23 protein-coding genes are annotated in these 25,783 nt (G+C 61.3%); 9 read left to right on the top strand and 14 right to left on the bottom strand.

What is annotated here, in order from left to right:
• Positions 1–22 precede the first annotated feature (22 nt).
• The 3 genes from ABTV87_RS18670 (at position 23) to ABTV87_RS18660 (ending at position 4,215) form a co-directional block, all read left to right on the top strand.
• Positions 23–805: a fimbrial biogenesis chaperone gene (locus ABTV87_RS18670; RefSeq protein ID WP_433898102.1), complete on the top strand. Its 783-nt coding sequence runs from the start codon at positions 23–25 to the stop codon at positions 803–805.
• A gap of 84 nt (positions 806–889) precedes the next feature.
• Positions 890–3,247: a fimbria/pilus outer membrane usher protein gene (locus ABTV87_RS18665; RefSeq protein WP_433898101.1), complete on the top strand. Its 2,358-nt coding sequence runs from the start codon at positions 890–892 to the stop codon at positions 3,245–3,247.
• On the top strand, positions 3,244–4,215 hold the full coding sequence (locus ABTV87_RS18660; RefSeq protein ID WP_433898100.1) for a Csu type fimbrial protein: 972 nt from the start codon (positions 3,244–3,246) through the stop codon (positions 4,213–4,215). Before ABTV87_RS18665 ends, ABTV87_RS18660 begins: the two co-directional genes overlap by 4 nt.
• Before the next feature lie 5 nt (positions 4,216–4,220).
• Here the strand turns inward: ABTV87_RS18660 and ABTV87_RS18655 are convergent, their stop codons facing one another.
• Together ABTV87_RS18655 and ABTV87_RS18650 are read right to left on the bottom strand one after the other, a co-directional pair.
• The gene (locus tag ABTV87_RS18655) at positions 4,221–4,973 is read right to left on the bottom strand and encodes an anti-sigma factor family protein (protein WP_085608349.1); all 753 of its coding nucleotides are present in this window, start codon (positions 4,971–4,973) and stop codon (positions 4,221–4,223) included.
• Positions 4,970–5,476, bottom strand: a complete 507-nt coding sequence (locus ABTV87_RS18650) for an RNA polymerase sigma factor (protein ID WP_433898099.1) — start codon at positions 5,474–5,476, stop codon at positions 4,970–4,972. Before ABTV87_RS18650 ends, ABTV87_RS18655 begins: the two co-directional genes overlap by 4 nt.
• A gap of 157 nt (positions 5,477–5,633) precedes the next feature.
• On the opposite strand from ABTV87_RS18650, the gene ABTV87_RS18645 reads away from it, so the two are divergent.
• Positions 5,634–6,728, top strand: a complete 1,095-nt coding sequence (locus tag ABTV87_RS18645; RefSeq protein WP_433898098.1) for a catalase family peroxidase — start codon at positions 5,634–5,636, stop codon at positions 6,726–6,728.
• Positions 6,725–7,270 (top strand): cytochrome b, encoded by a 546-nt coding sequence (locus ABTV87_RS18640; RefSeq protein WP_108562741.1) that lies wholly within the window; start codon positions 6,725–6,727, stop codon positions 7,268–7,270. Before ABTV87_RS18645 ends, ABTV87_RS18640 begins: the two co-directional genes overlap by 4 nt.
• 7 nt (positions 7,271–7,277) lie before the next feature.
• On the opposite strand, the gene ABTV87_RS18635 is transcribed toward ABTV87_RS18640, so the two are convergent.
• The gene (locus ABTV87_RS18635) at positions 7,278–8,486 is read right to left on the bottom strand and encodes an MFS transporter (protein WP_433898097.1); all 1,209 of its coding nucleotides are present in this window, start codon (positions 8,484–8,486) and stop codon (positions 7,278–7,280) included.
• A gap of 147 nt (positions 8,487–8,633) precedes the next feature.
• Positions 8,634–9,785: a M14 family metallopeptidase gene (locus ABTV87_RS18630; RefSeq protein WP_433898096.1), complete on the bottom strand. Its 1,152-nt coding sequence runs from the start codon at positions 9,783–9,785 to the stop codon at positions 8,634–8,636.
• Between the two features lie 97 nt (positions 9,786–9,882).
• Here ABTV87_RS18630 and ABTV87_RS18625 point away from each other — a divergent pair, with 97 nt between their 5' ends.
• Positions 9,883–10,101, top strand: a complete 219-nt coding sequence (locus ABTV87_RS18625; protein WP_139834507.1) for a hypothetical protein — start codon at positions 9,883–9,885, stop codon at positions 10,099–10,101.
• Between the two features lie 163 nt (positions 10,102–10,264).
• Here ABTV87_RS18625 and ABTV87_RS18620 read toward each other — a convergent pair whose 3' ends face one another.
• Positions 10,265–10,603: a DUF6124 family protein gene (locus ABTV87_RS18620; RefSeq protein WP_007951520.1), complete on the bottom strand. Its 339-nt coding sequence runs from the start codon at positions 10,601–10,603 to the stop codon at positions 10,265–10,267.
• A 129-nt stretch (positions 10,604–10,732) separates the two neighbouring features.
• Here ABTV87_RS18620 and ABTV87_RS18615 point away from each other — a divergent pair, with 129 nt between their 5' ends.
• Positions 10,733–11,389, top strand: coding sequence for a LexA family protein (locus ABTV87_RS18615; protein ID WP_085746264.1), 657 nt, complete (start codon positions 10,733–10,735; stop codon positions 11,387–11,389).
• A 39-nt stretch (positions 11,390–11,428) separates the two neighbouring features.
• Here ABTV87_RS18615 and ABTV87_RS18610 read toward each other — a convergent pair whose 3' ends face one another.
• From ABTV87_RS18610 to ABTV87_RS18595, 4 genes are read right to left on the bottom strand one after another with little or no spacing between them, the layout of a single operon-like run.
• Positions 11,429–13,378, bottom strand: a complete 1,950-nt coding sequence (locus ABTV87_RS18610; protein ID WP_433898095.1) for an acetyl/propionyl/methylcrotonyl-CoA carboxylase subunit alpha — start codon at positions 13,376–13,378, stop codon at positions 11,429–11,431.
• On the bottom strand, positions 13,378–14,193 hold the full coding sequence (locus tag ABTV87_RS18605) for a gamma-carboxygeranoyl-CoA hydratase (protein WP_085712437.1): 816 nt from the start codon (positions 14,191–14,193) through the stop codon (positions 13,378–13,380). Before ABTV87_RS18605 ends, ABTV87_RS18610 begins: the two co-directional genes overlap by 1 nt.
• Before the next feature lie 13 nt (positions 14,194–14,206).
• Positions 14,207–15,814, bottom strand: a complete 1,608-nt coding sequence (locus tag ABTV87_RS18600) for a carboxyl transferase domain-containing protein (RefSeq protein ID WP_085608354.1) — start codon at positions 15,812–15,814, stop codon at positions 14,207–14,209.
• Between the two features lie 12 nt (positions 15,815–15,826).
• Positions 15,827–16,990, bottom strand: a complete 1,164-nt coding sequence (locus ABTV87_RS18595) for an isovaleryl-CoA dehydrogenase (protein WP_007951514.1) — start codon at positions 16,988–16,990, stop codon at positions 15,827–15,829.
• Positions 16,991–17,191: 201 nt separating this feature from the next.
• Between ABTV87_RS18595 and ABTV87_RS18590 the strand changes: the two genes are divergently transcribed.
• Entirely contained in the window at positions 17,192–18,889 is a 1,698-nt protein-coding gene (locus ABTV87_RS18590; RefSeq protein ID WP_085608355.1) for an AMP-binding protein, read from the top strand.
• Between the two features lie 594 nt (positions 18,890–19,483).
• Here the strand turns inward: ABTV87_RS18590 and ABTV87_RS18585 are convergent.
• The 3 genes from ABTV87_RS18585 to ABTV87_RS18575 all read right to left on the bottom strand — a co-directional run bounded on the left by ABTV87_RS18585 (position 19,484) and on the right by ABTV87_RS18575 (position 21,926).
• On the bottom strand, positions 19,484–20,383 hold the full coding sequence (locus ABTV87_RS18585; protein WP_007951509.1) for a hydroxymethylglutaryl-CoA lyase: 900 nt from the start codon (positions 20,381–20,383) through the stop codon (positions 19,484–19,486).
• Between the two features lie 141 nt (positions 20,384–20,524).
• A complete protein-coding gene (locus ABTV87_RS18580) occupies positions 20,525–20,926 on the bottom strand; it encodes a MerR family transcriptional regulator (protein WP_085690041.1) in 402 nt (133 codons plus the stop codon).
• A gap of 55 nt (positions 20,927–20,981) precedes the next feature.
• Complete coding sequence (locus ABTV87_RS18575; protein ID WP_433898094.1) at positions 20,982–21,926, bottom strand: LysR family transcriptional regulator; 945 nt, start codon at positions 21,924–21,926, stop codon at positions 20,982–20,984.
• 176 nt (positions 21,927–22,102) lie between these two features.
• On the opposite strand from ABTV87_RS18575, the gene ABTV87_RS18570 reads away from it, so the two are divergent.
• Complete coding sequence (locus ABTV87_RS18570; protein ID WP_041075051.1) at positions 22,103–23,332, top strand: acyl-CoA dehydrogenase; 1,230 nt, start codon at positions 22,103–22,105, stop codon at positions 23,330–23,332.
• A 164-nt stretch (positions 23,333–23,496) separates the two neighbouring features.
• Here ABTV87_RS18570 and ABTV87_RS18565 read toward each other — a convergent pair whose 3' ends face one another.
• Positions 23,497–24,831: a substrate-binding domain-containing protein gene (locus ABTV87_RS18565; protein ID WP_433899870.1), complete on the bottom strand. Its 1,335-nt coding sequence runs from the start codon at positions 24,829–24,831 to the stop codon at positions 23,497–23,499.
• 120 nt (positions 24,832–24,951) lie between these two features.
• Entirely contained in the window at positions 24,952–25,764 is an 813-nt protein-coding gene (gene xthA, locus ABTV87_RS18560; RefSeq protein ID WP_127798769.1) for an exodeoxyribonuclease III, read from the bottom strand.
• Positions 25,765–25,783 lie beyond the last annotated feature (19 nt).

The following is a 25,783-nucleotide window of genomic DNA, read 5'->3' as shown; positions in this document are numbered from 1 at the left end:
TGAAATGACAAGGAGCAGATTTATGGGGTTTTTCACGTCACGCTATTCGTCCGTGTGTTGCGCCGTGCTGGCGCTGGTCATGTTCGGGACGCTCAAGGCCCAAGCCGCCAGTTCGGTGCTGATCTGGCCGATCGACCCGGTGCTGGAGGGCGATCAGCAGGCCAGTGCGCTGTGGCTGGAAAATCGCGGCACGGAAACCGCCAACCTGCAGATCCGCGTGTTCGGCTGGAGCCAGAGCGGTTTTGAAGAGCAATACCGCAATCAGCGCGAGGTGATCGGCAGTCCGCCGGTGGCGAAGATCGAGCCGGGCCAGAAGCAACTGGTGCGCCTGACTCGCACCAAGGATGTGCCGCCAGGCCAGGAACTGGCGTACCGGATCATCATCGATGAAATCCCCTCGGCCCAGCCCCCCGTTGCCGAAGATGGCAAGACGGCTGCGGCGATCCGCTTCCAGATGCGCTACTCGGTGCCGTTGTTCGCCTATGGCGCTGGGCTGTGGAGCAAGGAAGACAGCGCCCGCCAGCGTGACCCCAAAGGCATCGGCCTGCCGCAATTGAGCTGGCGCACGGTGGCGGTGGAGGGCCGTCCTTATGTGGAAGTGCGCAATCAGGGCGCGGTCCATGCGCGACTGACCGATGTGGCCGTCACACAGGGCGGTCAAAGCAAACCGCTGGCCGAGGGATTGCTCGGCTACGTATTGCCCGGCGCGGTGATGCGCTGGCCGGCACCGGGACCGGTGGCGGGAGAATTGGCTGGGCGGATCAATGGCGCGGCAAAGGTGCAGAGCATTCCGCCGGCGCGATAGCCGTAGCGAGTCATGTCGAAGCTTTCGGGTTTCGGCGCCAGCGGTTTCAGGAGGAATCAGTCCATTGACGGACGTAACACGCTAATGAGTCCGGGATGGGCTCGCCGTATTCAGCGTCCGTTGTGGCTCATGACCGGCGCGTGGTGCCTGATGTTCATTCATCCATCCGGGGCCGGCGAACTGCCGCCGCCTCCCAGCGGCATGGAGGCCGTCAGCGATGCACAGTTGTTTCTGGAACTGGTGGTCAACCAGATGAATACCGGCCGGGTGGTGGCGGTGGAGCAGCGCGGCGGACGTCTGTTCCTGCCGGCCAGCGTATTGCACGACACGGGCATGAAGCTGCCGGAAAATGCTGGTGCCGAAGTCGATCTTGACGGTCTGCCGGGCCTGCACAGCGATTACGACAGCGTCAGCCAGCGCTTGCTGCTCGACGTACCGCCGGACTGGCTGCCGGAGCAGTTCATCGGCAACCGTGAAGTCTATCCGCGCACCCCGGCGCTGAGCAGTTTCGGCGCCTTGTTCAACTATGACCTGTACCTCAATGACACCGACGACGCCGGCACCTATCTGGCGGCGTGGAACGAGGTGCGGGTGTTCGACAGTTGGGGCACGTTGTCCAACACCGGGCAATATCGCCGCACGTTGTCCGGGGATGCGGTCAGCACGCTGGACAACGGCTATCTGCGTTACGACACCACCTGGCGCTACTCCGATGACGAGCGGATGCTGACCTACGAGGCCGGGGACGTGGTCAGTGGCGCCTTGCCCTGGAGCAGTTCGGTGCGGTTGGGCGGCGTGCAATTCTCGAGGGATTTTGCGGTGCGCCCGGATCTGGTGACCTATCCGTTGCCGCAGTTCGCCGGGGAAGCGGCGGTGCCGTCCTCGGTGGATCTGTTCATCAACGGCTACAAATCCAGCAGCACCGACCTGCAACCGGGGCCTTACACCCTGACCAACATTCCGTTTATCAACGGCGCGGGTGAGGCGGTTGTAGTCACGACCGATGCGCTGGGCCGGCAGGTGTCGACCACGGTGCCGTTCTATGTCACCAGCAGCCTGTTGCAAAAAGGCCTGAGCGATTTTTCTGTGGCTGCCGGTACGTTGCGCCGGGATTACGGCCTGAAGGATTTCAGCTATGGGCCGGGCGTGACCTCGGGCAGTCTGCGCTATGGCGTCAGCGACACGTTTACTCTGGAAAGCCACGCAGAAGCGGCGGATTCCCTGAGCCTCGGCGGGCTGGGCGGCAACTTGCGGCTGGGCAATTTCGGGGTGCTCAACAGCGCGATCAGCCAGAGCCGTTTCGATGGCGACGGCGGTCAGCAACTGAGCCTCGGTTATCAATACAGCGGGCAGCGCTACAGTTTTTCCTATCAGCGTCTGCAACGCCGCGATCTCTATGCCGACCTGACCGTGGTCGACAGCCCTTACACCACACTCAGCAAGCGCAGTGAACAGGCGACCCTGAGCCTCAACCTTGAACGCTGGGGTAGTCTCGGCGTCGGTTATTTCGATATTCGCGCGGCGGACGAAACCCGTACGCGGCTGCTCAACCTGAGCTGGAGCAAACCGCTGTGGCGCAACAGCAGTTTCTACCTGTCGGCCAACCGCGAAATCGGCGACAGCAACTGGGCGGTGCAGGCGCAACTGGTGATTCCGTTCGACCTGCGCGGCAGCCTGGCCATCAGCAGCGAACGCAGCAAGACCGGGCAGACGCAGCAACGGGTTAACTACAGCCGCGCCGTGCCGTCCGAGGGCGGGGTGGGCTTCAATCTCGGCTACGCCAAGGGGGACGGCGCCGATTACCGCCAGGCGGACGTGACCTGGCGCCTGCAATCGGTGCAGTTGCAGGCCGGCGTCTACGGGACGTCCGACGCCGAAACCCGTTGGGCCGATGCCAGCGGTTCGCTGGTGTGGATGGATGATCAAGTGTTTGCCGCCAACCGCATCGACGATGCGTTCGTGGTGGTCAGCACCGATGGCTACGCGGACATTCCGGTGCGCTACGAGAACCAGCAGGTCGGCCAGACCGACCGTAACGGCCACTTGCTGGTGCCGTGGAGCAGCGCCTATTACCGCGGCAAATACGAAATCGATCCGCTGAACCTGCCGGCCAACGTGCGTAGCCCCAACGTCGAACAGCGTGTCGCCGTACGCCGGGGCAGCGGCTATCTGCTGGAGTTTCCGCTGAGTCGGGTGATCGCCGCGAGCATCGTGCTGGTGGATGCGCAGCAAAAGGAATTGCCGCTGGGCAGTGGCCTGCTGCACGAACAGAGCGGCACGCGGACGGTGGTCGGTTGGGACGGGCTGGTCTATCTGGAAAACCTCCAGGCCCAGAACTCGCTGCGGGTGACTCTCGCGGACGGCAAGACCTGCCAGGCGCAATTCAGCGTCGATCTGCAGCAGGATGAAGTGCCGCTGATCGGCCCGTTGGTGTGCCAATGATTCGGGCGCGGCTTGTTCTGTGGCTGTTATTGCTGCTGCCGGGGCTGGCGCAGGCGCTGTGTTCGGTCGTCACCACCACGCCGGCCGGGTTCGGGAACATCAGCTCGATCGCCGTGCGCACCACCTCGCAACCCAGTTCCACTTTGAATGGAGGCTTGAGTTGCACCGGTTCGTTGCTGTCGCTGTTGACCAACAATGACCATTTCTGGGCCACCGTCACTTCGACCCAGAGCGGTTTGCTCGGGCCCACTGGCGACGTGATCGGTTACACGATCTACGCCAACAACAGCACCAGTTACCCGCTGACGCGGGGCACCGCCTATGACTTCGCCCGCAACGGCATCATCGACGCCCTCGGTTTGCTCGGCGGTACTGTGCCGAAAACCGTTCCGCTCTATTTCGGTACCACCATCGGCAGCAACGTGGCGGCCGGCGTGTATACCGAGACCCTGAGCATTTTCTGGAACTGGAATTATTGTTCGGGCATCGGCATCGGCGGGCTTTGCCTGGGCCGCGACATCAACAGCGGTACCACGACGTTGACGGTCAACCTGACGGTGTCCAACGACTGCACCATCACTGCGCCGAACATCGCATTCGGCAGCGCGCCGGTGGTCAGCGCGTTTACCCCGGTGACCGGGCAGACCATCAATCTCGCCTGCACCAAGGGCAGTGCCTACACCGTGGGGCTGAACGACGGGCAGAATGCGCTGAGCGTCGGCGGACGGCGACGGATGATTTCCGGCAGCAACTATCTGGCCTACGACATTTTCAAGAGTGTCGGTACCACCCGTTGGGGCAGTGTCGGCGCGGCCCGTCGGGCCAGCAGCGATGCCGAGGTCAACCCCGGCAACGGGCTGGGCACCGGTAGCCAGATCTTCAATTACAACGCGAAAATCTACACCGACCAGACCACACCGCCCGCTGGAACCTACCTGGACAATGTGGTGCTGGATGTGGGGTTCTGAACCGGCTAGAAACTCACGGATTGCTTGAGCATTTTCGCCGCCGGGGTATCGGTCGGACTGACCATCGCGTAGTTGTAGCCCTTGCCAGACCAATACTCGGCCTGCAGATCCCCGTCCTGGCGGCTGCCCCGGGGCAGGAAGGTATTTTTCGGTCCCGGTGGACGCACATAGAAACTGACCTTGTGCCCGCTCTGGTCTTCATACATCACCATCGCCGCCGGCCCTTCATCGGTGCTCAGCAGGCGGCCGCTGACCGGTGCAAACCCGGCTGCCGTCAGGTCCGGCAGGCGATTGGCCTGAGTGAAATAGCGGTCGAGCCAGCGCTGGATGTCACCGTCGCCGTCGACCTTGTAGTCCGCCGGCAGAAGCCCTTGCTGGGCGATCAAACGGTACGCCTGCAAGGCATCCGTCATCGGTGCCGGGGGATGAAACACGGTCATGTCCCGGGCTTTCCAGCCACCGACACCGCCGAGGCTGACGGCAATCAGCAGCACCGCCGCGCTGGCCCACTGGCGGCGCGATTGGCGTTTGAGGCGCTGGCGAATCAGCGACGGATCGAGGTCCGGATTGGCCGGTTGTTGCAAGGCACCGCCGAGGGCGGCGCGCAGGTGCTGGGCGTCCTGTTGCCAGGCGCGAACCTGCGCCGCTTCGTCCGGATGGCTGGCGAGCCAGGTTTCCAGCACATGCCGGTCGGCCTCGCTAAGCTGGTGGTCGACGTAGGCGTGCAGGTCACGTTCGTTGGGAGGCAGACTGATCATTTGAGTATCCGCAAGGAAGGGCTGCTGATTTCCCCGTCGCTGAGCTGGCGCAGGGCCTGGCGAGCACGGGACAGGCGCGACATCACGGTGCCGGTGGGGACGTCGAGAATCTCGGCGACCTCCTTATAAGTCAGGCCTTCCACCGACACCATCAGCAGCAGCGCGCGCTGTTCGGTGGGCAGTCGGTCAAAGGCCTGCAAGGTCGATTGGGCAATGACGGTGCGTTCCACCGAGGGCTCGGCGTCATCGCGGCCGGTGAAGAATTCGAGCATCCGCGCATACCGCCGCGAACGCCGATGCGCATCGAGAAACTGCCGGTACAGGATCGAAAACAGCCAGGCGCGCAGATCGCCGTCGGCGCGTTTGTCGCCCCAACCCGACAGCGCCTTCTCCAGGCTGGCCTGTACCAGGTCGTCGGCGCTGCTGCTGTTGCGTGTCAACGACACGGCAAAGCGCCGCAATCTGGGAATGATTTCTCTCAGTTGTTCGTCGAATTCGCTCATGAAGTTCTGCTAGTCACTACGCTGTGGACTAGGAAGACGCCCGGCATTGGAGGTTATTCCACGTTCTGAAAAATAAATACCGGGCCGTGGAATAAATCCCGATGGTGTGCGTCTTGCTGACTCTTCCTACTTGTGGCCGATGGCCCTGGAGTGCTTCATGGTTGATCGCAGCTCATCGCCCGGCGGGCCACAACGCCCGCCACTGAGTGCCGCGAGCCTGGTATTGCGGCTTGGCGGAATCGCCGTGGTGGTCGCAGCCCTGGCCGGGGCGTTTGCCTACGTTCATGGTTCATTTGACCCACAACGCCTGACGCCGAAAGCGTTGGTCGATGTGCTGGAGAAGAACAACGGCGTGCATCCCGGCTTTCGCCGCAATCACGCCAAGGGTGTTTGCGTGATCGGACATTTCGAGAGCAGTGGCGAGGCTCGCCCGTATTCTGTCGCGCAAGTGTTCAATGAGCCGCGCACCCCGGTGGTCGGGCGCTTTGCGTTGCCGGCCGGCAGTCCGTATGCGCCGGACAGCGCCGTACCGATCCGCAGTCTGGCGCTGCGTTTCACTCAGGCCAACGGCCAGCAGTGGCGCACCGGGATGAACAGCATGCCGGTGTTCCCGGTCGGCACGCCTGAGGCGTTCTATCAATTGCAGCAGGCGCAATCGCCGGATCCCGCCACCGGTAAACCGGATCCGACCAAGGTGCCGGCATTTTTTGCCGCACACCCGGAAGCCGTGCCGTTTCTGACCTGGATTAAAACCGCCAAACCTTCGGCCAGTTACGCGACGGAAACCTACAACAGCGTCAACGCGTTCTATCTGGTGGATGCCAGCGGCAAGAAGCAAGCCGTGCGCTGGAGCATGACGCCTCTGGCCCAGGACGCTGCCGGTGCGACTGCGCCTGAAGGTAGCGACTTCCTTGAAAAAGACCTGGTGCAACGCCTGGCCGAAGGGCCGCTGCGCTTTCAGTTGAACATCACGTTGGCCAACGCCGACGATCCGGTGAACGATGCGAGCAAGACCTGGCCCGCCGGCCGCAAGATGTTGAACGCCGGCACCCTGGTGCTGGAAAAGACCCAGCCGCAGCTCAGCGGCGAATGCCGTGACATCAACTACGATCCGCTGGTGCTGCCGGCCGGCATTCAGGGTTCCGACGATCCGTTACTGGCCGCGCGCTCGGCTGGTTACGCCGATTCCTACCTGCGTCGCACCAGCGAAGTCAGCCAACTGCCAACCGGCAAAAAGGAGGCTCGCCCATGAGCACGCAACCGACTCATTTCAATCCGCTGGCGCGGTTGCTGCACTGGTTGATGGCGTTGATGATCATCGCAATGTTGTTCATCGGCGCCGGCATGGTGACCTCGGTGTCGGCGCGGCATGAATGGTTGATCAATCTGCACAAGCCGCTGGGCATCGCGATTCTGTTGCTGGTGATCGTGCGCATTCTGGTGCGACTGGGCACGCGTCAGCCGCCGCTGCCGGCGGATCTGCCGGGCTGGCAGGTGATGGCGGCCAAGGCTTCTCATCTGTTGTTGTATGCGCTGATGCTGGTGTTGCCGCTGCTGGGCTGGGCGATGATCAGCGCGGCGGGGGATCCGGTGATGCTCGGCACCTCCCTGCAATTGCCGTCGATCGTGCCGGCGGATGCGCAGGTATTTGCGTTGCTGCGCAAGGCTCACGGGTATCTGGCGTATCTGTTGTTCCTGACCGTGCTGCTGCATTTGGCGGCGGCGCTGTTCCATGGCTGGGTGCGCCGCGACGAGGTGCTCGACAGCATGCTGCGGGGACGCAATCGCGGTTGATCGTGTGTCAGTCCGACGTGGCGAGGGCGCAAGCAGCCTCGCCACGTTTCGGTGTGGCCAGCGTTCGCCACCAGTACAGCAACGCGACCATGTTGATTGCTGCACCCAGCCAGCACACGCCCGGCCATCCTGCCCAGGCGTACATGGCCGTCGAGGCGATTGAGCCCAAGGCGCTGCCAATCGAGTAAAACAGCATGTAGCCGGCGGTCAGTCGGCTCTGCGCCTCCGGGCGGACGCTGTAGATCATGCTCTGGCTGGTAACGTGCACGGCCTGCAAGCCCAGATCCAGGGTGATGACGCCAAGCAGCAGTGCCCATAACGAAGTTTGGGTAAGTGCGATTGGCAGCCACGAGCCCAGCATCAGCAGCAGCGACAGGCCGCTGACCCATTGTCCCCATCCTCGATCCGCCAGATGCCCGGCTCTGGCAGCGGCCAGTGCGCCTGCCGCGCCAGCGAGTCCGAACAATCCGATTTCACTGTGGGAAAGCGACAGCGGCGGGGCGGCCAGCGGCAACACCATCGGCGTCCACAGCACCATGGCGCTGGCGAAGGTCAGCAGGGCGAGGATTGCTCGTTGGCGCAGCACCGGTTCCTCACGAAACAGACTGAACACTGAGGCGATCAGTGCCACGTAACGCGTGCTCGGTCGTGCGTCTTCATCTTTGGGCAACACCCGAAACAGCAGCGCGGCCATCACCAGCGTCAACCCCGCCGACAGCAGATAGATCGAGCGCCAGCCGGCCAGATCGGCCATGCCGCCCGCCACCGTGCGTGCGAGCAGAATGCCGACGACGATGCCGCTTGTGATCACGCCCACAACCTTTCCGCGTTGCGCCGGGACGGCCAGAGTCGCGGCGTAGGCGACCAGCACCTGGGTGACCACGGCGAGCAGACCGGTCAGGGTGACGCCGATCAGCAGCCAGGCACTGTTCGAGGCCAAGGCGATCATCAGCAAGGCTGCGGCGGACAACAGCGTTTGCGTGACGATCAACCGTCGGCGGTTGAGCAAGTCGCCGAGGGGCACGAGCAATAACAGCCCGAGGCCGTAGCCGACTTGGGTCAAGGTCATGACGATGCCGATGCTGCCCGGCGACAGGCCGAAAGCGTCGGCCATCGCATCCAGCAGCGGCTGGGCGTAATACACGTTGCCCACCGCGAGGCCGCAAGCGATGGCGAAAAGCAGCACGACACCTTTATCGAGTGTTGCAGTTTTCATGTCCCGGATCCTTTCAGGTTTCAAGTTGAAACGTGATTGATGGTAAGTAATCTAGTTTTGATTTGCAACCTGATTGGATAAAAGTCGGCGCAAAAAAAAAGATCGCAGACAGGCTGCGATCTTTCGTGAAGCGAAAATCAGGGGCGATCAGCGCAGGGTGTCGACCATGTCCGCGATGGTGGTCAGCACGTCTTTGCCCAGTTGCTTGGAGCGTTTGCCCGACCAGCCGGTGAGCGGGTTCGGCGCGTCATCGTGATCCTTGAACGGCATTTCCAGGGTCAGCGACAGGCAATCGAACTTCTGGCCGACGCTGTTGCAGGCTAGGGTCATGTTGGCCTGGCCCGGTTCGTCACGGGTGTAGCCGTACTTGGTCTGGAAGTCTTTGGTGGTGTGCTTCAGGTGGCTGCGGAAGTGCTCTTCGAGCTTCTCCAGGCGCGGGGTGTAACCCGGATTGCCTTCGCAACCGGCGGTGAACACGTGGGGAATTTCTTCGTCGCCGTGTACGTCGAGGAACAGATCGACGCCGTACTTTTCCATCTGCTGCTGTACGAAAAGCACTTCCGGGCTGACTTCCTGACTGGCGTTCTGCCAGGCGCGGTTCAGATCCTGGCCCATGGCGTTGGTGCGCAGATGACCGTGGAAGGCGCCGTCCGGGTTCATGTTCGGCACCAGGTACAGATCGGCGCTGGCCAGCAGTTTGTTCAACACCGGATCGTCATGATGTTCCAGGCGTTCGATCACGCCTTCCATGAACCATTCGGCCATGTGCTCGCCGGGATGTTGCTGGGCGATGATCCAGATCTTGCGGCGACCTTGGGCGCCGGTGCCTTTGCGCAGCAGCTGGATGTCGCGGCCTTCGACGCTTTTGCCGGTGGCCAGCAGTTCGGTGCCGGCCTTGGTCAGCGCTTGCTCGATCAGCCAGTCATGACGGCCACGGCTGTAGGGTTCGAAGTAGGCGAACCAGGCGTGGGTCTGCTCGGCTTCGAGGCAGAAGCGCAGGCTGTCGCCTTCGAATTGGGTTGGAATGCGGAACCAGTTGACGTGGTCGTAGGAAGCGACCGCCTGATAGCCGGTCCAGGCCTTGTTGTAGGAGGATTGGCTGGCGTTGACCAAACGGAACCAGTGTTCCTGATGAACATGCAGGCCGCTGGCCTTGAAGTGGAACCACTGGAAATGAGCGCTGCGGGTATCTGGCCGAATTGCCAGAACCGGGTTGAGCGGATTGCTGATGTCGATGACTTGGATGTTGCCGCTGTCGAAGTTGGCGCTGATGTCGAACGAAGATTTGGCCACGGTCATAATCGGTTCCTGAATATGATTTTTATGGCGGCTACTTTACACGCAAGACAGGGGTGAAACCGAGGGAAATTGCGGGTTGCGGCGGGGGGCGTCCTCCATGACGCGGATGCAGCTTAGTGGCTGTGCGATTGATTCTCAAGTGCTAATTGGCATTACTTTGCCCCAATGTGGCCGGGGTCTGCTTGCCAAGCAATATTCTTTTGATATTATCCGCGCCATCGAATTTGCGGCATCCAAAGACTTCATTAGCCTGAAGCCACAAGCCAGAAAACTGGCAAAAAAAAGACCCGGCAAAAAGCCGGGTCAAAAACCGTGATTAGCCTGATGAGGAGATAGTCCAGAAGACCGACCTAAGGTCTCTGGTCCATCGACTGATCTCGCGACCAGCTGCTTGCAATAATAATCATTATCATTTGCAAGTCAAATGTTTTTATCTGCGCGATTGGAAAATTCTTTCCCGTCCGTCCGAACTCCCGTCTTCAGCGAACCGCGCCATCGAGCGAGTGATCGACCATCGCACGCGCCATGTCCACCATGTGCACGACCGAAAACGCCAGATCCCGACTCACGCCCTGCAAGCCGTCCGCCGCCTTGAACGCCGTAGCCGCTGCACATCGCAGCAGATCGGAGGCGTGGACCAGGGATTCTTCGCCACTCAGGTTGCTGTTCACACCGAAAAAGCGCTCATCCACTTCCGGTTCTGACACAGCTGGTTTCAAGTAATAGTCCAACGCCCGTTGCGCAGCGGCGCACCCTTGCGGGGACGTGAAGGTGGTGTCCATTTGCAGGTCGGGCAAGTCTTTGCTGGTGATATTCATGGTGAAAGGTCACTCCTTGGTCGATTCAAATCCGTGACTCAAGCATAGTACTATCAGTATTTGTGACCAGAATTTAAATACTACAATATGTGTTTTGCCGGCCGCAGGCGTCCACGTATGGTGCCGCACATGGATAAATGGATTGAGTTGGTCAAGGCCAAAATGAGTGAACTCAACGTCACTCAAGTCGAGCTCGGCGAGCGCGTCGGCATGTCTCAGGGCGGTATCGGCCATTGGCTGAACAAGCGTCGCGAGCCCGGCATCACGCAGATGAACCGCGTGCTGAAAGCGCTGGGCATGGAGTATCTCGAGGTCGCGGTGGTGATTCGTGAACCGCAGATCGATGCGGATGACGAAATGCCTCTCGCGCAGAAGTACAACCCTTACTTTCGCTATCCGGTCAGCGAGTGGAATGCGCCGGTCGAGGCCCGTGAGAGTCAGCCAGCGTATTCGAGTGCCAAGGACAAGCGACGTTTCGAACTGACGGACTACCACGCCCGTGGCCCCGCGTTCTGGCTCACCGTGATGGGGAATGCGATGACCGCGCCCACGGGGCAGAGCATCGGTGAGGGAATGATGATTCTGGTGGACCCGGCGCTGGAAGCCGAGCCCGGAAAACTGGTGATCGCCCAGTGGCCGGACAGCGACGAGGCGATTTTCCGCAAACTGATCGAAGAGGGCGGCCAGCGTTACCTGGTGCCGCTCAATCCGACCTGGCCGAAAGCCTTGTTGACCGACGAGTGCCGAATTATCGGTGTCGTGGTTCAGGCCACGGCCAAATACTAGTCAGATCGATCCTCGCCAGGCGTAGGATCGATCCACCTTTCACGCTTCTTCCAGTTCGACCAGTGCGCTGCCTTCGCTGACCATTTCGCCTTCCTGGCAATACAGCGCCTTGATCACCCCGGCGTGGGGCGCGCGGATGCTGTGCTCCATCTTCATCGCTTCCAGCACCACCAATTGAGCGCCGGCCTCAACCGATTGCCCGGCCTCCACCAACACTCGAACGATGCTGCCGTTCATCGGCGCCGTCAGACCGCCCTGATGGATGTGACTGGCTTCGACAGCGCTGATCGGGTCGTACGTTTCAACGCGTCGCAACTCGCCGTCCCATTGCAGAAACAGAACCTCTCCACGACGAATTGCTCGCAGCTGTCGGCGCAGCCCATCGTGCTCGACCACCAGTTGTTCGCCGATCAGTTTTGCATCGCCGCCAGCACCGAGTGTCAACGCCCGGTCTTGTCCCTCGCAGCTCAGATGCAGAGTGATCTCACGTGGCAACCCAGCGCGCAAACCGCTGTGCAGCGCCCAAGGCGAAGCCGGATCATCCGCCCGAGTCATCCCCGGCAGACTCTGCGCAAAAGCCTGCGCCGCCGCCTCCCAGAACTCATCACTTAGCGCAGCAGGCGCTGGCAACAGTTGCTCCTGATAGCGCGGAATAAACCCGGTATCCAGCTCGGCTGCCGCAAACGCCGGATGACCGATGATCCGTCGCAGGAAGTTGATGTTGGTCTTCAACCCGCCAATCGCAAACTCATCGAGCATGCTCAACAACCGCAAACGCGCCTGCTCACGATCCTCGCCCCAGGCAATCAGCTTGCCGAGCATCGGGTCATAGAACGGCGAGATCTCATCGCCTTCCTCAACGCCGCTGTCCACACGGCGCCCCGGCCCTGCGGCGGATTCGCGGTACAGATCGAGGCGCCCGGTCGCCGGCAGGAAATCATTCGACGGATCTTCTGCATACAACCGCACCTCAATTGCATGCCCGTTCAGCGGCACTTGATCCTGTGTGATCGGCAGCGCTTCGCCACGGGCGACTCGAATCTGCCAGGCCACTAGATCAAGCCCGGTGATGGCTTCGGTGACCGGGTGTTCGACCTGCAACCGCGTGTTCATCTCCATGAAGAAAAACTCGCCACGCGCATCCAGCAGAAACTCCACCGTGCCGGCGCCGACGTAACCGATGGCCTGCGCCGAACGCACCGCCGCTTCACCCATCGCACGACGCAATTCCGGACTCAAGCCCGGAGCCGGAGCTTCTTCAACGACCTTCTGGTGCCGGCGCTGAATCGAGCAGTCGCGCTCGTTCAGGTACAGGCAATTGCCATGCTGATCGGCAAACACCTGGATTTCCACGTGGCGCGGCTTCAGCAGGTATTTCTCCACCAGCATCCGCGAATCGCCGAACGACGACTGCGCTTCACGCTGGGCGGATGCCAACGCTTCAGCTAATTGGCTGACATCTTCAACCACCTTCATGCCTTTACCGCCACCGCCGGCCGTGGCCTTGAGCAGCACCGGATAACCGATTCGCTCGCACGCGTCACGGAAGGTGTCCAGATCCTGGGCTTCGCCGTGATAACCCGGCACCAGCGGTACGCCGGCAGTTTCCATCAATGCTTTGGCGGCGGATTTGCTGCCCATCGCATCGATGGCCGAGGCGGGCGGGCCGAGGAAAATCAAGCCCGCCGCTTCGATGGCGCGGGCAAACCCGGCGTTCTCCGACAGAAAACCATAACCCGGGTGAATCGCCTGAGCGCCACTGGCCTTGGCCGCTGCGATCAGTTTGTCGATTTGCAGATAACTGTCGGCCGCTTTGCTGCCGCCCAGATCGACGCGGATATCCGCTTCACGGCTGTGCCGCGCCTCGCGGTCGGTGGCGCTGTGCACAGCAACGGTGGTCAGGCCCAAGGCTTTGGCGGTACGCATGACCCGGCAAGCGATTTCGCCACGGTTGGCCACCAGCAGGGTGGTGAGAACAGGTGCGCTCATCAACGCGGCTCCTTGGTGGTGGTTGCGGCTTGCCAGCTCGGCGGGCGTTTCTGCAGGAAGGCCCGCAAGCCTTCCTGGCCTTCCGGGCTGACACGGATGCGGGCGATGGCGTTTTCGGTGTAACGGCGCAGGGCCGGCGTCAGCGCGCCGTTGCCGACTTCACGCAGCAGATCCTTGCTGGCGCGCATGGCGGCGGGGCTGTTGAGCAGCAGGTTGTCGATCCATTGCTCGACTTTCTGCTCCAGTTCAGTCGCCGGATAGCTTTCGGACAACAAACCGATTTCCCGCGCCCGCTGCCCGCCGAAACGTTCGGCCGTCAGCGCATAACGCCGTGCCGCGCGCTCGCCGATGGCTTGCACCACGAACGGGCTGATCACCGCCGGCGCAAGACCGATGCGCACTTCCGACAGGCAGAACTGCGCGTCATCGGCGCCAATCGCCATGTCGCAGCAACTGATCAGGCCCAGCGCGCCGCCGAACGCCGCGCCTTGCACCACGGCCACGGTCGGGATCTTCAGCTTGGCGAGGTTGTACATCAGCTCCGCCAGTTCCCGGGCGTCGTCGAGGTTGGTGTGGTAATCGAGTTCGGCCGATTGCTGCATCCAGGCCAAATCCGCGCCGGCGCTGAAGTGTTTGCCACGTCCGCGCACCAGCAGGAAACGCAGGCTGGCGTCGCTGGCGACCTTGTCCAGCGCCAGGATCAGTTCGCGGATCATCTCGGCGTTGAACGCGTTGTTCTTTTCTTCGCGGCTCAGCCACAGGGTTGCGAAACCCCGTGGATCGCTCTGCAGTTCGAGGGTGTTGAAGTCGCTCATGAGGTTCTCCCGATCACATCCGGAACACGCCGAAGCGGCTCGGTTCGATAGGCGCGTTCAACGACGCGGACAAGGCCAGGGCCAGCACATCGCGGGTCTGCGCCGGGTCGATGACGCCGTCGTCCCACAGCCGTGCGCTGGAATAGTAGGGGTGACCCTGCTCTTCGTACTGGTCGAGAATCGGTTGCTTGATCTCGCTTTCCTGCTCGGCGCTGAACGCCTGGCCGCTGCGTTCGGCCTGCTCGCGCTTGACCTGAACCAGCACGCCGGCCGCCTGTTCGGCGCCCATCACGCCGATCCGCGCGTTCGGCCACATCCACAGGAAGCGCGGATCGTAGGCCCGCCCGCACATGCCGTAGTTACCGGCGCCGAAGCTGCCGCCGATGATGACGGTGAATTTCGGCACCTTGGCGCAGGCAACGGCGGTCACGAGTTTCGCGCCGTGCTTGGCGATGCCGCCGGCCTCGTATTTCTGGCCGACCATGAAGCCGGTGATGTTCTGCAGGAACAGCAGCGGAATCCCGCGCTGGCAGGCCAGTTCGATGAAGTGCGCGCCTTTTTGCGCGGCTTCGGCGAACAGGATACCGTTGTTGGCGAGGATCGCGATCGGGTAGCCGTGCAGGTGGGCGAATCCGCACACCAGCGTGGTGCCGAACAAGGCTTTGAATTCATCGAACACCGAACCGTCGACCAGCCGAGCAATTACTTCGCGCACATCGAACGGCTGCTTGGCGTCCGCCGACACCACGCCGTACAACTCATCGCTGGCGTACAGCGGCGCAATCGGCGCGCGCTGCTGCACTTCGCCGAGCTTTCGCCAGTTGAGGTTGGCGACACTGCGGCGGGCGAGGGCCAGGGCGTGCTCGTCGCTTTCGGCGTAATGGTCGGCAACCCCGGAAGTCTTGCAATGCACATCGGCCCCGCCGAGGTCTTCGGCGCTGACCACTTCACCGGTCGCGGCTTTCACCAGCGGCGGGCCGGCGAGGAAAATCGTCGCCTGATTGCGCACCATGATCGCTTCGTCAGCCATCGCCGGCACGTAGGCGCCGCCGGCAGTGCAGGAGCCCATGACCACGGCAATCTGCGGAATGCCCATGGCGCTCATGTTTGCCTGATTGAAGAAGATTCGCCCGAAGTGCTCGCGATCCGGGAACACTTCATCCTGACGCGGCAGGTTGGCGCCGCCCGAGTCCACCAGATAAATGCATGGCAGACGGTTTTGCTGGGCAATGGTCTGGGCGCGCAGGTGTTTCTTCACGGTCAGCGGGTAGTACGAGCCGCCTTTCACGGTCGCGTCGTTGGCGACGATCATGCACTCGACGCCTTCCACCCGACCGATCCCGGCAATCACGCCAGCGGCCGGCACGTCTTCGCTGTACACGGCGTGGGCGGCCAACTGACTGATTTCCAGAAACGGCGAGCCCGGATCGAGCAAGCGGTTGATCCGCTCACGTGGCAGCAGTTTGCCGCGCGAGGTGTGACGTTCCTGAGCTTTCGCGCCGCCGCCCTGGGCCACTTGGGCGAGCAGAGTGTGCAGGGCGTCGACCTGTGTGAGCATCGCCGCGCTGTTGGCAGCAAACTCCGCTGAACGGGGGTTGAGCTGGGTATGCAGGATAGCCATGGACAGCTCCGTTTAGCGGGTTTCGTTGAACAGTTCGCGACCGATCAGCATGCGACGGATCTCACTGGTGCCGGCGCCGATTTCGTACAGCTTGGCGTCACGCAGCAGACGGCCAGCCGGGAATTCGTTGATGTAGCCGTTGCCGCCGAGAATCTGGATCGCGTCCAGGGCCATTTGCGTGGCGCGTTCGGCGGTGTAGAGGATCACGCCGGCGGCGTCCTTGCGCGTGGTCTCGTTGCGCTCGCAGGCCTGGGCCACGGCGTAGAGGTAGGCGCGGCTGGCGTTGAGTTGGGTGTACATGTCGGCGACTTTGCCTTGGATCAGCTGGAATTCGCCGATGCTCTGGCCGAACTGCTTGCGGTCGTGGATGTACGGCACGATCAGGTCCATGCACGACTGCATGATTCCGGTCGGGCCACCGGACAGCACGACGCGCTCGTAATCGAGGCCGCTCATCAGCACTTTCACACCGCCGTTGAGCACGCCGAGGATGTTTTCTTCTGGTACTTCGACGTCATCGAAGAACAGCTCGCAGGTGTTGGAGCCGCGCATGCCGAGCTTGTCGAACTTGTTGCTGCGGCTGAAGCCTTTCCAGTCACGTTCGACGATGAACGCGGTGATGCCGTGAGGACCTTTTTCCAGGTCGGTCTTGGCGTAGATCACGTAGGTGTTGGCGTCGGGGCCGTTGGTGATCCAGGTCTTGCTGCCGTTGAGAACGTAGCGATCGCCGCGCTTATCGGCGCGCAGTTTCATCGAGACCACGTCGGAACCGGCGTTCGGCTCGCTCATCGCCAGAGCGCCAACGTGCTCGCCGCTGATCAGCTTCGGCAGGTATTTGGTTTTCTGTTCGTGGTTGCCGTTGCGGTTGATCTGGTTGACGCAGAGATTGGAGTGAGCGCCGTAGGACAACGCCACGGAAGCCGAGCCGCGGCTGATTTCTTCCATCGCCACGACGTGCGCCAGGTAACCCAGGCCGGCACCGCCGTACTCTTCCGGCACGGTGATCCCGAGCAGGCCCATGTCACCGAACTTGCGCCACAGATCGGCCGGGAACAGGTTGTCGCTGTCGATCTGCGCGGCACGCGGGGCGATCTCCTTGGCGACGAAGGACTGAACCTGATCGCGCAGCATGTCGATGGTTTCGCCGAGGGCAAAGTTCAGGGATGGGTAGCTCATGGGGCACCTTTTGGCTTTTTTGTAGGGTGGGGAGAAGGGCGTTTCAGTTCTCACCTTTACGTTAACGTAAGCCTGTGACGAATGGCTGTCAATCACCCTTTACGTTAACGTCAACTTGAGCGAGAGTAGAGCCAGTTCTGAATGGTCGGAGCTCATATGGCTCCGTTCCAACACCCACTAATAAAGACAATAGGGGTCGTCATGGATCAACCCAGTGCAAACCCGCAGCGCAGCTACACCCGCGGTTCCCAGGACAAAGCCTTGCTGGCGATGACCATCGGGCAGAAGTTCGACGAGACCGTCGCGCAGTACCCGGACGGCGAGGCGCTGGTGGTGCGCCATCAGCAGCTGCGTTACACCTGGCGGCAACTGGCCGACGCAGTGGATGTTCACGCCAGGGCCCTGCTGGCGTTGGGTTTGCAGGCCGGTGACCGGCTCGGCATCTGGGCGCCGAACTGCGCGCAGTGGTGCATCACTCAATTCGCCACCGCGAAGCTCGGCGTGATCCTGGTCAACATCAACCCGGCCTACCGCAGCTCCGAGCTCGAATACGTACTCAAGCAATCCGGTTGCCAATGGCTGGTCTGTGCGGGAGCGTTCAAGAGCTCCAACTATCACGGCATGTTGCAAGGCTTGCTGCCGGAACTGGCCGAGCAATCCATCGGCGAACTGCGCAGTGAGCGCCTGCCGGAGTTGCGTGGCCTGATCAGCCTCGATTCACAGCCGCCTTCGGGTTTTCTCCCGTGGTCGCAACTGGCAGATCTGGCCGCCAGTGTCTCTCCAGAACAATTGCGTGAGCGCAGCGACAGCCTGCACTTCGATCAACCGGTCAACATCCAGTACACCTCCGGCACCACCGGTTTCCCCAAGGGCGCAACCCTCAGTCACTACAACATCCTCAACAACGGTTACATGGTCGGCGAAAGCCTCGGCCTGACCGCTGCTGATCGGCTGGTGATCCCGGTGCCGCTGTATCACTGCTTCGGCATGGTCATGGGCAACCTCGGCTGCATCACCCACGGCAGCACCATGATTTATCCCAACGATGCCTTCGATCCGCTGCTGACTCTGAGCACCGTCGCCGAAGAAAAGGCCACCGCGCTGTACGGCGTGCCGACCATGTTCATCGCCATGCTCGATCAGCCGCAGCGTGCCGAGTTCGACCTGTCGACCCTGCGCACCGGGATCATGGCCGGGGCGACTTGCCCGATCGAAGTGATGCGCCGGGTCATCAACGAAATGCACATGAGCGAAGTGCAGATCGCCTACGGCATGACCGAAACCAGCCCTGTGTCCCTGCAGACCGGCCCATCTGACGAACTGGAACTGCGCGTCACCACCGTCGGACGTACCCAGCCGCAACTCGAAAGCAAAATCATCGACGAGGCCGGCAACCCGGTGCCACGCGGTACCATCGGCGAACTGTGCACCCGTGGCTACAGCGTGATGCTCGGTTACTGGAACAACCCGAATGCCACCGCCGAAGCTATCGACGCGGCAGGCTGGATGCACACCGGCGACCTGGCGAGCATGAACGACGAGGGTTACGTGTGCATCGCCGGCCGCAACAAGGACATGATCATCCGTGGCGGCGAGAACATTTACCCGCGTGAACTGGAAGAGTTCTTCTTCACTCATCCAGCGGTGGCGGACGTGCAGGTGATCGGCATTCCCTGCTCGCGTTACGGCGAGGAAATCGTCGCCTGGATCAAATTCCATCCCGGCCACAGCGCCACCGAACAAGAACTGCAAGCGTGGTGCAAGGAGCGTATCGCCCACTTCAAGACGCCGCGTTACTTCAAGTTCGTCGAGGAGTTTCCGATGACGGTAACGGGCAAGATCCAGAAATTCCGCATGCGCGAGATCAGTATTGAGGAGTTGCGCAGTAACGAGGGTTGAGGAGCAGATCTGTGGGGGCTTGGCTCCCACAGTGTCCTGCGGGATTTCGGAAAGCCAGACAGCACAAAGGGGAGCCGAAGCTCCCCTTTAATTTTGTCGTCGCGTGCTCTTTTTTATTATTGAGGGGCGGTCTGTTGTTGTTTTTGGCAACCGTGGCCCTTTACCGCTGTTTTTGGCGACCCCCATCCGGGGTCAAGAGCAAACGTATTTTTTTGAGCGCTGATCTGCTTTCTCATCTAGCGATCCAACCGATTCGGGAGCTACCTGAAGGTAGTTTTATTGTTCTCTGCCCGGTTGCGGGTCATTCCGAGGAATACCCTGAAAAGCACACCTTCTCCAAAAAAATCTGTTAGCTGCGTCTCTGCCGTGTTGTTTTTGTTATGTCAGAGTCGGTACGTCTTATTTTTATTGGTTTGCTGCTTTTTATTCTTGTTATGCCATAGAGATAGCAGAAGCCGTGCCAACTTTTCAAAACCCTTGTAAATCAAGGGTTTGAGATTTTTGAAGGATTTTTCCTTCAGGCAAAACCAGACAATTTGTTTCCGTGTTACTCGCTTGTGCCCACGTTTCGCGCTCGGCGGTAACACCATCCCCTCACTGTGCGCTGCGAGCCTTGGCCACGCGCGAACCGGTCGGGCGACCCAGCACCGCACTGATCTGCTGGCCGGCGGCAATCAAGGCGTCGAGGTCTATGCCGGTCTCGATGCCCAGGCCGTTGAGCAGGTACACCACGTCTTCGGTCGCGACGTTACCGCTGGCGCCCTTGGCGTACGGGCAGCCGCCGAGGCCGGCGATCGAGCTGTCGAACACCGCGATGCCTTCCAGCAGGCTGGCGTAGATATTGGCCATGGCCTGGCCGTAGGTGTCGTGAAAGTGGCCGGCGAGTTTCTCTCGCGGCACCTGCTTCGACACCACTTCGAACAGCCGGCGTGTGGCGCCCGCGGTGCCGGTGCCGATGGTGTCACCCAGCGACACTTCATAGCAGCCCATCGCGTACAGCTCGCGGGCCACCATCGCCACCTGTTCCGGGGCGACCTCGCCTTCATAAGGGCAACCCAGTACGCAGGAAACGTAACCGCGCACGGTAACGCCGTGCTGTTTCGCCGATTCCATGATCGGCGCGAACCGCGCGAGGCTTTCGCTGATCGAGCAATTGATGTTGCGCTGTGAGAACGCTTCGGACGCGGCGGCAAACACCGCGACTTCCTTAACCCCGGCGGCCAGCGCATCTTCAAAGCCGCGCAGGTTCGGCGCCAGTGCGCCGTAGGTCACGCCGGGCTTGCGCTGGATTTGCGCGAATACGTCGGCGGAACCGGCCATCTGCGGCACCCACTTGGGCGAAACGAAACTGCCGACTTCTATATAGCCGAGGCCGGCGGCACTCAGCGCGTCGACCAGTTGCACCTTGTCGGCGACGCTGATGGGCTGGGCTTCGTTCTGCAGGCCGTCACGCGGGCCGACTTCGATCAGGCGTACTTGGGAGGGGAGGGACATGGCGTTGACCTGCTCTTTGAATTCCTGCGGAACCTTTGTGGGAGCGGGCTTGCTCGCGAAAGCGGAGTGTCAGCCGACAAATCTGTTTCTGAAACACCGCTTTCGCGAGCAAGCCCGCTCCCACATTGGGATTTATTTAGGTTACTGAACTGATTGCTGACTCTTGAGCGTCTGCTCCAGCGCCTGCACGCAGCGTTCTTCGGCGGTGTCGAGCTCCAGCTTCATCTGTTCGATGTCCAGCAATTGCTGCTCGAGCTGTTCCCGGCGTTCGCTGATTTTCGCCAGCATGCTGTTGAGTTGTTTGGTGTTACCGCTGGAAGGGTCGTAGAGCTCGATCAGTTCACGGCACTCGGCCAGGGAAAAACCGATGCGCTTGCCCCGCAGGATCAGCTTCAGGCTGACCTTGTCGCGCGGCGAATAGATGCGTTCCTGGCCTCGGCGCTCAGGGCTGAGCAGGCCTTGTTCTTCATAAAAGCGGATCGCCCGGGTGGTGATGTCCAGCTCGCGGGCGAGGTCGGAAATGCTGTAGGTCTGGCTGCTCATGAAAGCGCTCGAAGAAGGGTCTTGGCGCTAAGCTAATGGCAGGTTGACGTTTACGTCAAGTAGCGGGCGCCTGCAGCTTGTCGAGCTTCTTCTCGTGCGCTGTCACTTGCTGGCACAACTCGATCATCTGCTCGCGCATCCAGCGGTTGGCCGGGTCCTGATCGGTGCTTTCGTGCCAGTACAAATGGGTTTCCACCGGCGGTACATCGTTGACCGGCAGATTGAACGCATGCAGGTCATGGCGGCGGGCGAAACGCTCCGGCACGGTCATCACCATGTCGGTCTGCTGCAACACCTGGGACGCCATCAAGTAGTGCTGCGAGCGCAGGGCGATCTTGCGCTGGATGCCCATTTTGCCCAGCGCCAGATCGACATGGCCCAGGCCACTGCGACGGCTGGAAATATGAATGTGGGTCAGCGACAGGTAATCGTCGAGGGTGAATTTTTCCTTGGTCGCCAGCGGATGACCCTTGCGCATGGCGCAGACGTAACGGTCTTCCATCAGCTTGACGTGGCGCACCTGTGGGTCGGTGTTGAGCGGCGCGTCCACGGCGAAATCGAGGCGCCCGGCGGCCAGTTCCTTGGTGGTTTCCCGGCGTTTGGACAGGAAGCTTTCGATGATCACCGTCGGCGCCAGGCGACGCAGACGCTGGAACAGTGGCGGCAGAATCACCGCTTCGGTCAGGTCGGTCATGCTGATGCGGTAAGTCTTGACCGCTTGCGCGGGGTTGAAAATGCGGCTTTCCTGAACCGATACCCGCAGCAGCGACAGTGCGTTGCGCACCGGGCCGATGATGTTCTGCGCCATGGGCGTCGGCACCATGCCCTGGGCGGTGCGGACGAAGAGCGGGTCGTTGAAGGTCTCGCGCAACCGCGCCAAGGCGTTGGACACCGCAGGCTGGGTAATGCCGACAATCTGCCCGGCGCGGGTCAGGTTGGCTTCGGTGTAGATCGCGTCGAAGACGATGAAAAGGTTGAGGTCGACCTTGCTCAGATTCATTACGCGGCTCTCTTGTTATAGGTGGAGGGTACAGGTCAGGGCTGCCCGGAAAATCAACCAATCATATATCGGTGATGAATGTTTATACACGCCGAGAATAGGCTAGGTAAATTATCAACGCTGTTCTAGCATCGATTGCATGACTTAAACAACCTGCCGAAAAAAGGTAATTGCTCATGGATTTCGCTTATTCGCCCAAGGTGCAAGAACTGCGTGAGCGCGTGACCGCGTTCATGGACACTTACGTTTACCCGGCCGAAGCCGTGTTCGAACGGCAGGTTGCCGAGGGCGATCGCTGGCAGCCGACGGCTATCATGGAAGAGCTCAAGGCCAAGGCAAAAGCCGAAGGGCTGTGGAATTTGTTTCTGCCTGAGTCAGAGCTCGGCGCCGGCCTGACCAACCTCGAATACGCACCTTTGGCAGAAATCATGGGCCGTTCGCTGCTCGGTCCCGAGCCGTTCAACTGCTCGGCACCGGACACCGGCAACATGGAAGTGCTGGTGCGTTACGCCAACGAAGAACAGAAACAGCGCTGGCTCGAACCGCTGCTGCGCGGCGAGATTCGCTCGGCGTTTGCCATGACCGAGCCGGACGTCGCGTCCTCCGACGCCACCAACATGGCCGCCCGTGCCGTGCGCGATGGCGACGAGTGGGTCATCAACGGCAAGAAATGGTGGACCTCCGGCGCCTGCGATCCACGCTGCAAGATCCTGATCTTCATGGGCTTGAGCAACCCCGACGCGCCGCGCCACGCCCAGCACTCGATGATCCTGGTGCCGGTCGACACCCCCGGTGTGAAGATCGTCCGTCCGCTGCCGGTGTTCGGTTACGACGACGCACCCCACGGTCACGCCGAAGTGCTGTTCGACAACGTACGAGTGCCGTACGAAAACGTTCTGCTCGGTGAAGGACGCGGCTTCGAAATCGCTCAAGGTCGTCTCGGCCCGGGCCGGATTCACCACTGCATGCGTTCGATCGGCATGGCCGAGCGCGCACTGGAACTGATGTGCAAACGTTCAGTGAGCCGTACTGCATTCGGCAAACCGCTGGCGCGTCTGGGCGGTAACGTCGACAAGATCGCCGACTCGCGGATGGAAATCGACATGGCACGCCTGTTGACCCTGAAAGCGGCGTACATGATGGACACCGTGGGTAACAAAGTCGCCAAGAGCGAGATCGCGCAGATCAAGGTCGTCGCACCGAACGTCGCGTTGCGGGTGATCGACCGGGCGATCCAGATCCATGGCGGGGCAGGGGTGTCGAACGATTTCCCGCTGGCCTACATGTACGCCATGCAACGCACCCTGCGCCTGGCCGACGGCCCGGACGAAGTGCACCGCGCGGCGATCGGCAAGTTCGAGATCGGCAAATATGTGCCGAAGGAAATGCTGCGTAGCGAGCGCTGATCCAGCACTTCACTCCTGATCCTTCCCACGCAAGGCGCTGATCGCGGTGATCGTTCCCACGCTCTGCGTGGGAATGCATACCGTGACGCTCCGCGTCACAGTGGACGCTCCGCGTCCATGGCTGCGTTACCACGCAGAGCGTGGGAACGATCAGTGGTTCGAACTCAGTAAACCCAAACCTCAACCCGCCGATTCTTGATCCTGCCTTCATCCCCGCTGTTGGTCGCCACCGGCATCAGCGCGCCAAACCCGCGCACTTCGCGCAATACCACGCCGTTCTTCACCAGTTCCCGCCGTACCGCCATCGCCCGCAGCTTCGACAGCAAATCCGCCCGCGCCGGGTCGTCCTTGGCGTCGCCGAATCCCACCAGTGTTACCGCGCGGTCGGTCTTGTCGTGGTGCTTTATATAGTCGAACACCCGAGCCAGATCCTGGCGGGCCTTGTTGTCGAGGCTGGCGCTGCCTTCTTCGAAACGGAAGTTCACCGTCAGACGCTGGGCGTGGCGGCTGAGGGATTGATAACCCTCGGGCATCAGCGCATTCGGCGTGACGGCGATGGCCTGCACGGTCTGGGCGATAAAACCGTTGGCCGCGACAATTACCTGACCCCGACGGCTCTGCGCAAACTCCACCAAGGCCTTGGCCCACGGATTGTTGCTGTCGGGCGGCAGATAGAAGAACAGCCGCCGCGACAGCGGATAGTCTTCGGTGGCGATCAGGCTGGCGAGTGGCAGCATCGCCTGGGATTGCCCGTCGACAATCGCCACGGCCTTGGCCTGACGCACATACGGCAGGCCGATGAAACCGATGGCCTGCGGATCGGCACTGACGGCGTCGGACAACTGCTCGCTGGATTCAAACCGTTTCGCGGCATTGCTCAGGGATTTCCCACGACGGCTGAGGACAAGTTCCTTGAAGGTGTCGTAGGTGCCGGACTGATCATCCCGCGCATATAAATGAATCGTCCCACCCTTGCCGCCGATGTCTTCCCACGTCTTCGCCTCGCCGCTGAAGATTCGCGCCAGTTGTTCGGTGTTCAGTTGATTCAGCGGATTGTCGGGATGGAGGATGATTGCAAGGCCATCGATGGCGATGATTTGCTCGGCGTCGGGGCTTTTCAGATCGCCCCGGCCTTGCAGGTTCAGCAGTTCGCTGTCCTTGATCGGTCGCGACGAGGCGGCCAGATCGGCGCTGGCGTTCTTGAGTGCAGTGAAACCGGTGCTCGAACCGTGGGCGGCGATCTCCACGACGACTCTTTGGCCTTGGGCCGTCAGACCGACGACCCGTTGTTCGTTGGCGGTGTCCGGGGTTTCGCTGTGGACTTTCAACAGTCCCTGATCTTGAAGCAGGCCTTCAACCAGCGCCGGGCCGAGCGCCGCGCCGATGGTGTTGGAACCCTGGATGCGCAATACCGGGCCGTTCTCGGGAATGGGCAACGCCGCAAACCCAACCTGCAGCCAGGCGCTCAGGAGAAAGACGAACAGAACACGCAGGGTCATGCCGGCACCGATTGCAGCCAAGGGGATTGCCGGGGAGATTAAGTCAAAGACGTTTCTGAAAAATGACAGCGCTCAAACTGTGGGAGCGAACTCCCACAGCGATTTGAGGTGATTGCGGTATCAGCTCAATTCCAGCCAGATCGGCGCATGATCCGAAGGCTTTTCCATCCCGCGCAGTTCATAGTCGACGCCGGCAGCCTTCACCCGTGGCAGCAAACCGTGGGATGCCAGAATCACATCGATGCGCAGACCGCGCTTCGGCTCGTCTTCAAACCCGCGGCTGCGGTAGTCGAACCAGCTGAACATGTCGGTCACATCCGGGTTCAGGTGACGGTAGCTGTCGGTCAGGCCCCAGTTTTTCAGGCGGGCCATCCACTCGCGCTCTTCCGGCAGGAAGCTGCATTTACCGGTTTTCAGCCAGCGCTTCATGTTGTCCGGGCCGATGCCGATGTCGCAGTCTTCCGGGGAGATGTTGACGTCGCCCATCACCACCAGCGGTTGTTCATTGTGGAACTGGCTTTCCAGCAGCGCTTGCAGATCGCTGTAGAAACGCTGCTTGGCCGGGAATTTGGTCGGGTGGTCGCGGCTTTCGCCCTGTGGGAAATAGCCGTTCATGATCGTCACCGGAACGCCGTTGGCGTCGGCGAAAGTGCCCCAGATAAAGCGCCGCTGCGCGTCTTCTTCATCGGTGGCAAAACCTTTATGAATGGCAATCGGCTCCTGGCGCGAGAGCAGGGCGACACCGTAATGGCCTTTCTGGCCGTGGAAATACACGTGATAACCCAGGGCCCGCACTTCTTCCAGCGGGAACTGGTCGTCGTGGACCTTGGTTTCCTGCAGGCCGATGACGTCCGGCTGATGCTTTTCGATCAGCGCCGCCAGCTGATGCGGACGGGCCCGCAGTCCGTTGATGTTGAAGGAAACGATCTTCATGGTCGGCAGTCCTGGCAAA

It is taken from the genome of Pseudomonas sp. PSE1(2024) (assembly GCF_050990555.1).
Classification (GTDB): domain Bacteria; phylum Pseudomonadota; class Gammaproteobacteria; order Pseudomonadales; family Pseudomonadaceae; genus Aquipseudomonas; species Aquipseudomonas aphyarum.
The sequence above is the reverse complement of the archived record's forward strand: the minus strand, read 5'-3'. Positions and strand labels throughout refer to the sequence as shown.

Bases quoted from the DNA above. Each gene is read 5' to 3' on its own strand.
- ABTV87_RS18670 (WP_433898102.1), top strand. From the start codon at position 23: ATGGGGTTTTTCACGTCACGCTATTCGTCCGTGTGTTGCGCCGTGCTG.
- ABTV87_RS18665 (WP_433898101.1), top strand. From the start codon at position 890: ATGAGTCCGGGATGGGCTCGCCGTATTCAGCGTCCGTTGTGGCTCATG.
- ABTV87_RS18660 (WP_433898100.1), top strand. From the start codon at position 3,244: ATGATTCGGGCGCGGCTTGTTCTGTGGCTGTTATTGCTGCTGCCGGGG.
- ABTV87_RS18655 (WP_085608349.1), bottom strand. From the start codon at position 4,973: ATGATCAGTCTGCCTCCCAACGAACGTGACCTGCACGCCTACGTCGAC.
- ABTV87_RS18650 (WP_433898099.1), bottom strand. From the start codon at position 5,476: ATGAGCGAATTCGACGAACAACTGAGAGAAATCATTCCCAGATTGCGG.
- ABTV87_RS18645 (WP_433898098.1), top strand. From the start codon at position 5,634: ATGGTTGATCGCAGCTCATCGCCCGGCGGGCCACAACGCCCGCCACTG.
- ABTV87_RS18640 (WP_108562741.1), top strand. From the start codon at position 6,725: ATGAGCACGCAACCGACTCATTTCAATCCGCTGGCGCGGTTGCTGCAC.
- ABTV87_RS18635 (WP_433898097.1), bottom strand. From the start codon at position 8,486: ATGAAAACTGCAACACTCGATAAAGGTGTCGTGCTGCTTTTCGCCATC.
- ABTV87_RS18630 (WP_433898096.1), bottom strand. From the start codon at position 9,785: ATGACCGTGGCCAAATCTTCGTTCGACATCAGCGCCAACTTCGACAGC.
- ABTV87_RS18625 (WP_139834507.1), top strand. From the start codon at position 9,883: ATGACGCGGATGCAGCTTAGTGGCTGTGCGATTGATTCTCAAGTGCTA.
- ABTV87_RS18620 (WP_007951520.1), bottom strand. From the start codon at position 10,603: ATGAATATCACCAGCAAAGACTTGCCCGACCTGCAAATGGACACCACC.
- ABTV87_RS18615 (WP_085746264.1), top strand. From the start codon at position 10,733: ATGGATAAATGGATTGAGTTGGTCAAGGCCAAAATGAGTGAACTCAAC.
- ABTV87_RS18610 (WP_433898095.1), bottom strand. From the start codon at position 13,378: ATGAGCGCACCTGTTCTCACCACCCTGCTGGTGGCCAACCGTGGCGAA.
- ABTV87_RS18605 (WP_085712437.1), bottom strand. From the start codon at position 14,193: ATGAGCGACTTCAACACCCTCGAACTGCAGAGCGATCCACGGGGTTTC.
- ABTV87_RS18600 (WP_085608354.1), bottom strand. From the start codon at position 15,814: ATGGCTATCCTGCATACCCAGCTCAACCCCCGTTCAGCGGAGTTTGCT.
- ABTV87_RS18595 (WP_007951514.1), bottom strand. From the start codon at position 16,990: ATGAGCTACCCATCCCTGAACTTTGCCCTCGGCGAAACCATCGACATG.
- ABTV87_RS18590 (WP_085608355.1), top strand. From the start codon at position 17,192: ATGGATCAACCCAGTGCAAACCCGCAGCGCAGCTACACCCGCGGTTCC.
- ABTV87_RS18585 (WP_007951509.1), bottom strand. From the start codon at position 20,383: ATGTCCCTCCCCTCCCAAGTACGCCTGATCGAAGTCGGCCCGCGTGAC.
- ABTV87_RS18580 (WP_085690041.1), bottom strand. From the start codon at position 20,926: ATGAGCAGCCAGACCTACAGCATTTCCGACCTCGCCCGCGAGCTGGAC.
- ABTV87_RS18575 (WP_433898094.1), bottom strand. From the start codon at position 21,926: ATGAATCTGAGCAAGGTCGACCTCAACCTTTTCATCGTCTTCGACGCG.
- ABTV87_RS18570 (WP_041075051.1), top strand. From the start codon at position 22,103: ATGGATTTCGCTTATTCGCCCAAGGTGCAAGAACTGCGTGAGCGCGTG.
- ABTV87_RS18565 (WP_433899870.1), bottom strand. From the start codon at position 24,831: ATGACCCTGCGTGTTCTGTTCGTCTTTCTCCTGAGCGCCTGGCTGCAG.
- xthA (WP_127798769.1), bottom strand. From the start codon at position 25,764: ATGAAGATCGTTTCCTTCAACATCAACGGACTGCGGGCCCGTCCGCAT.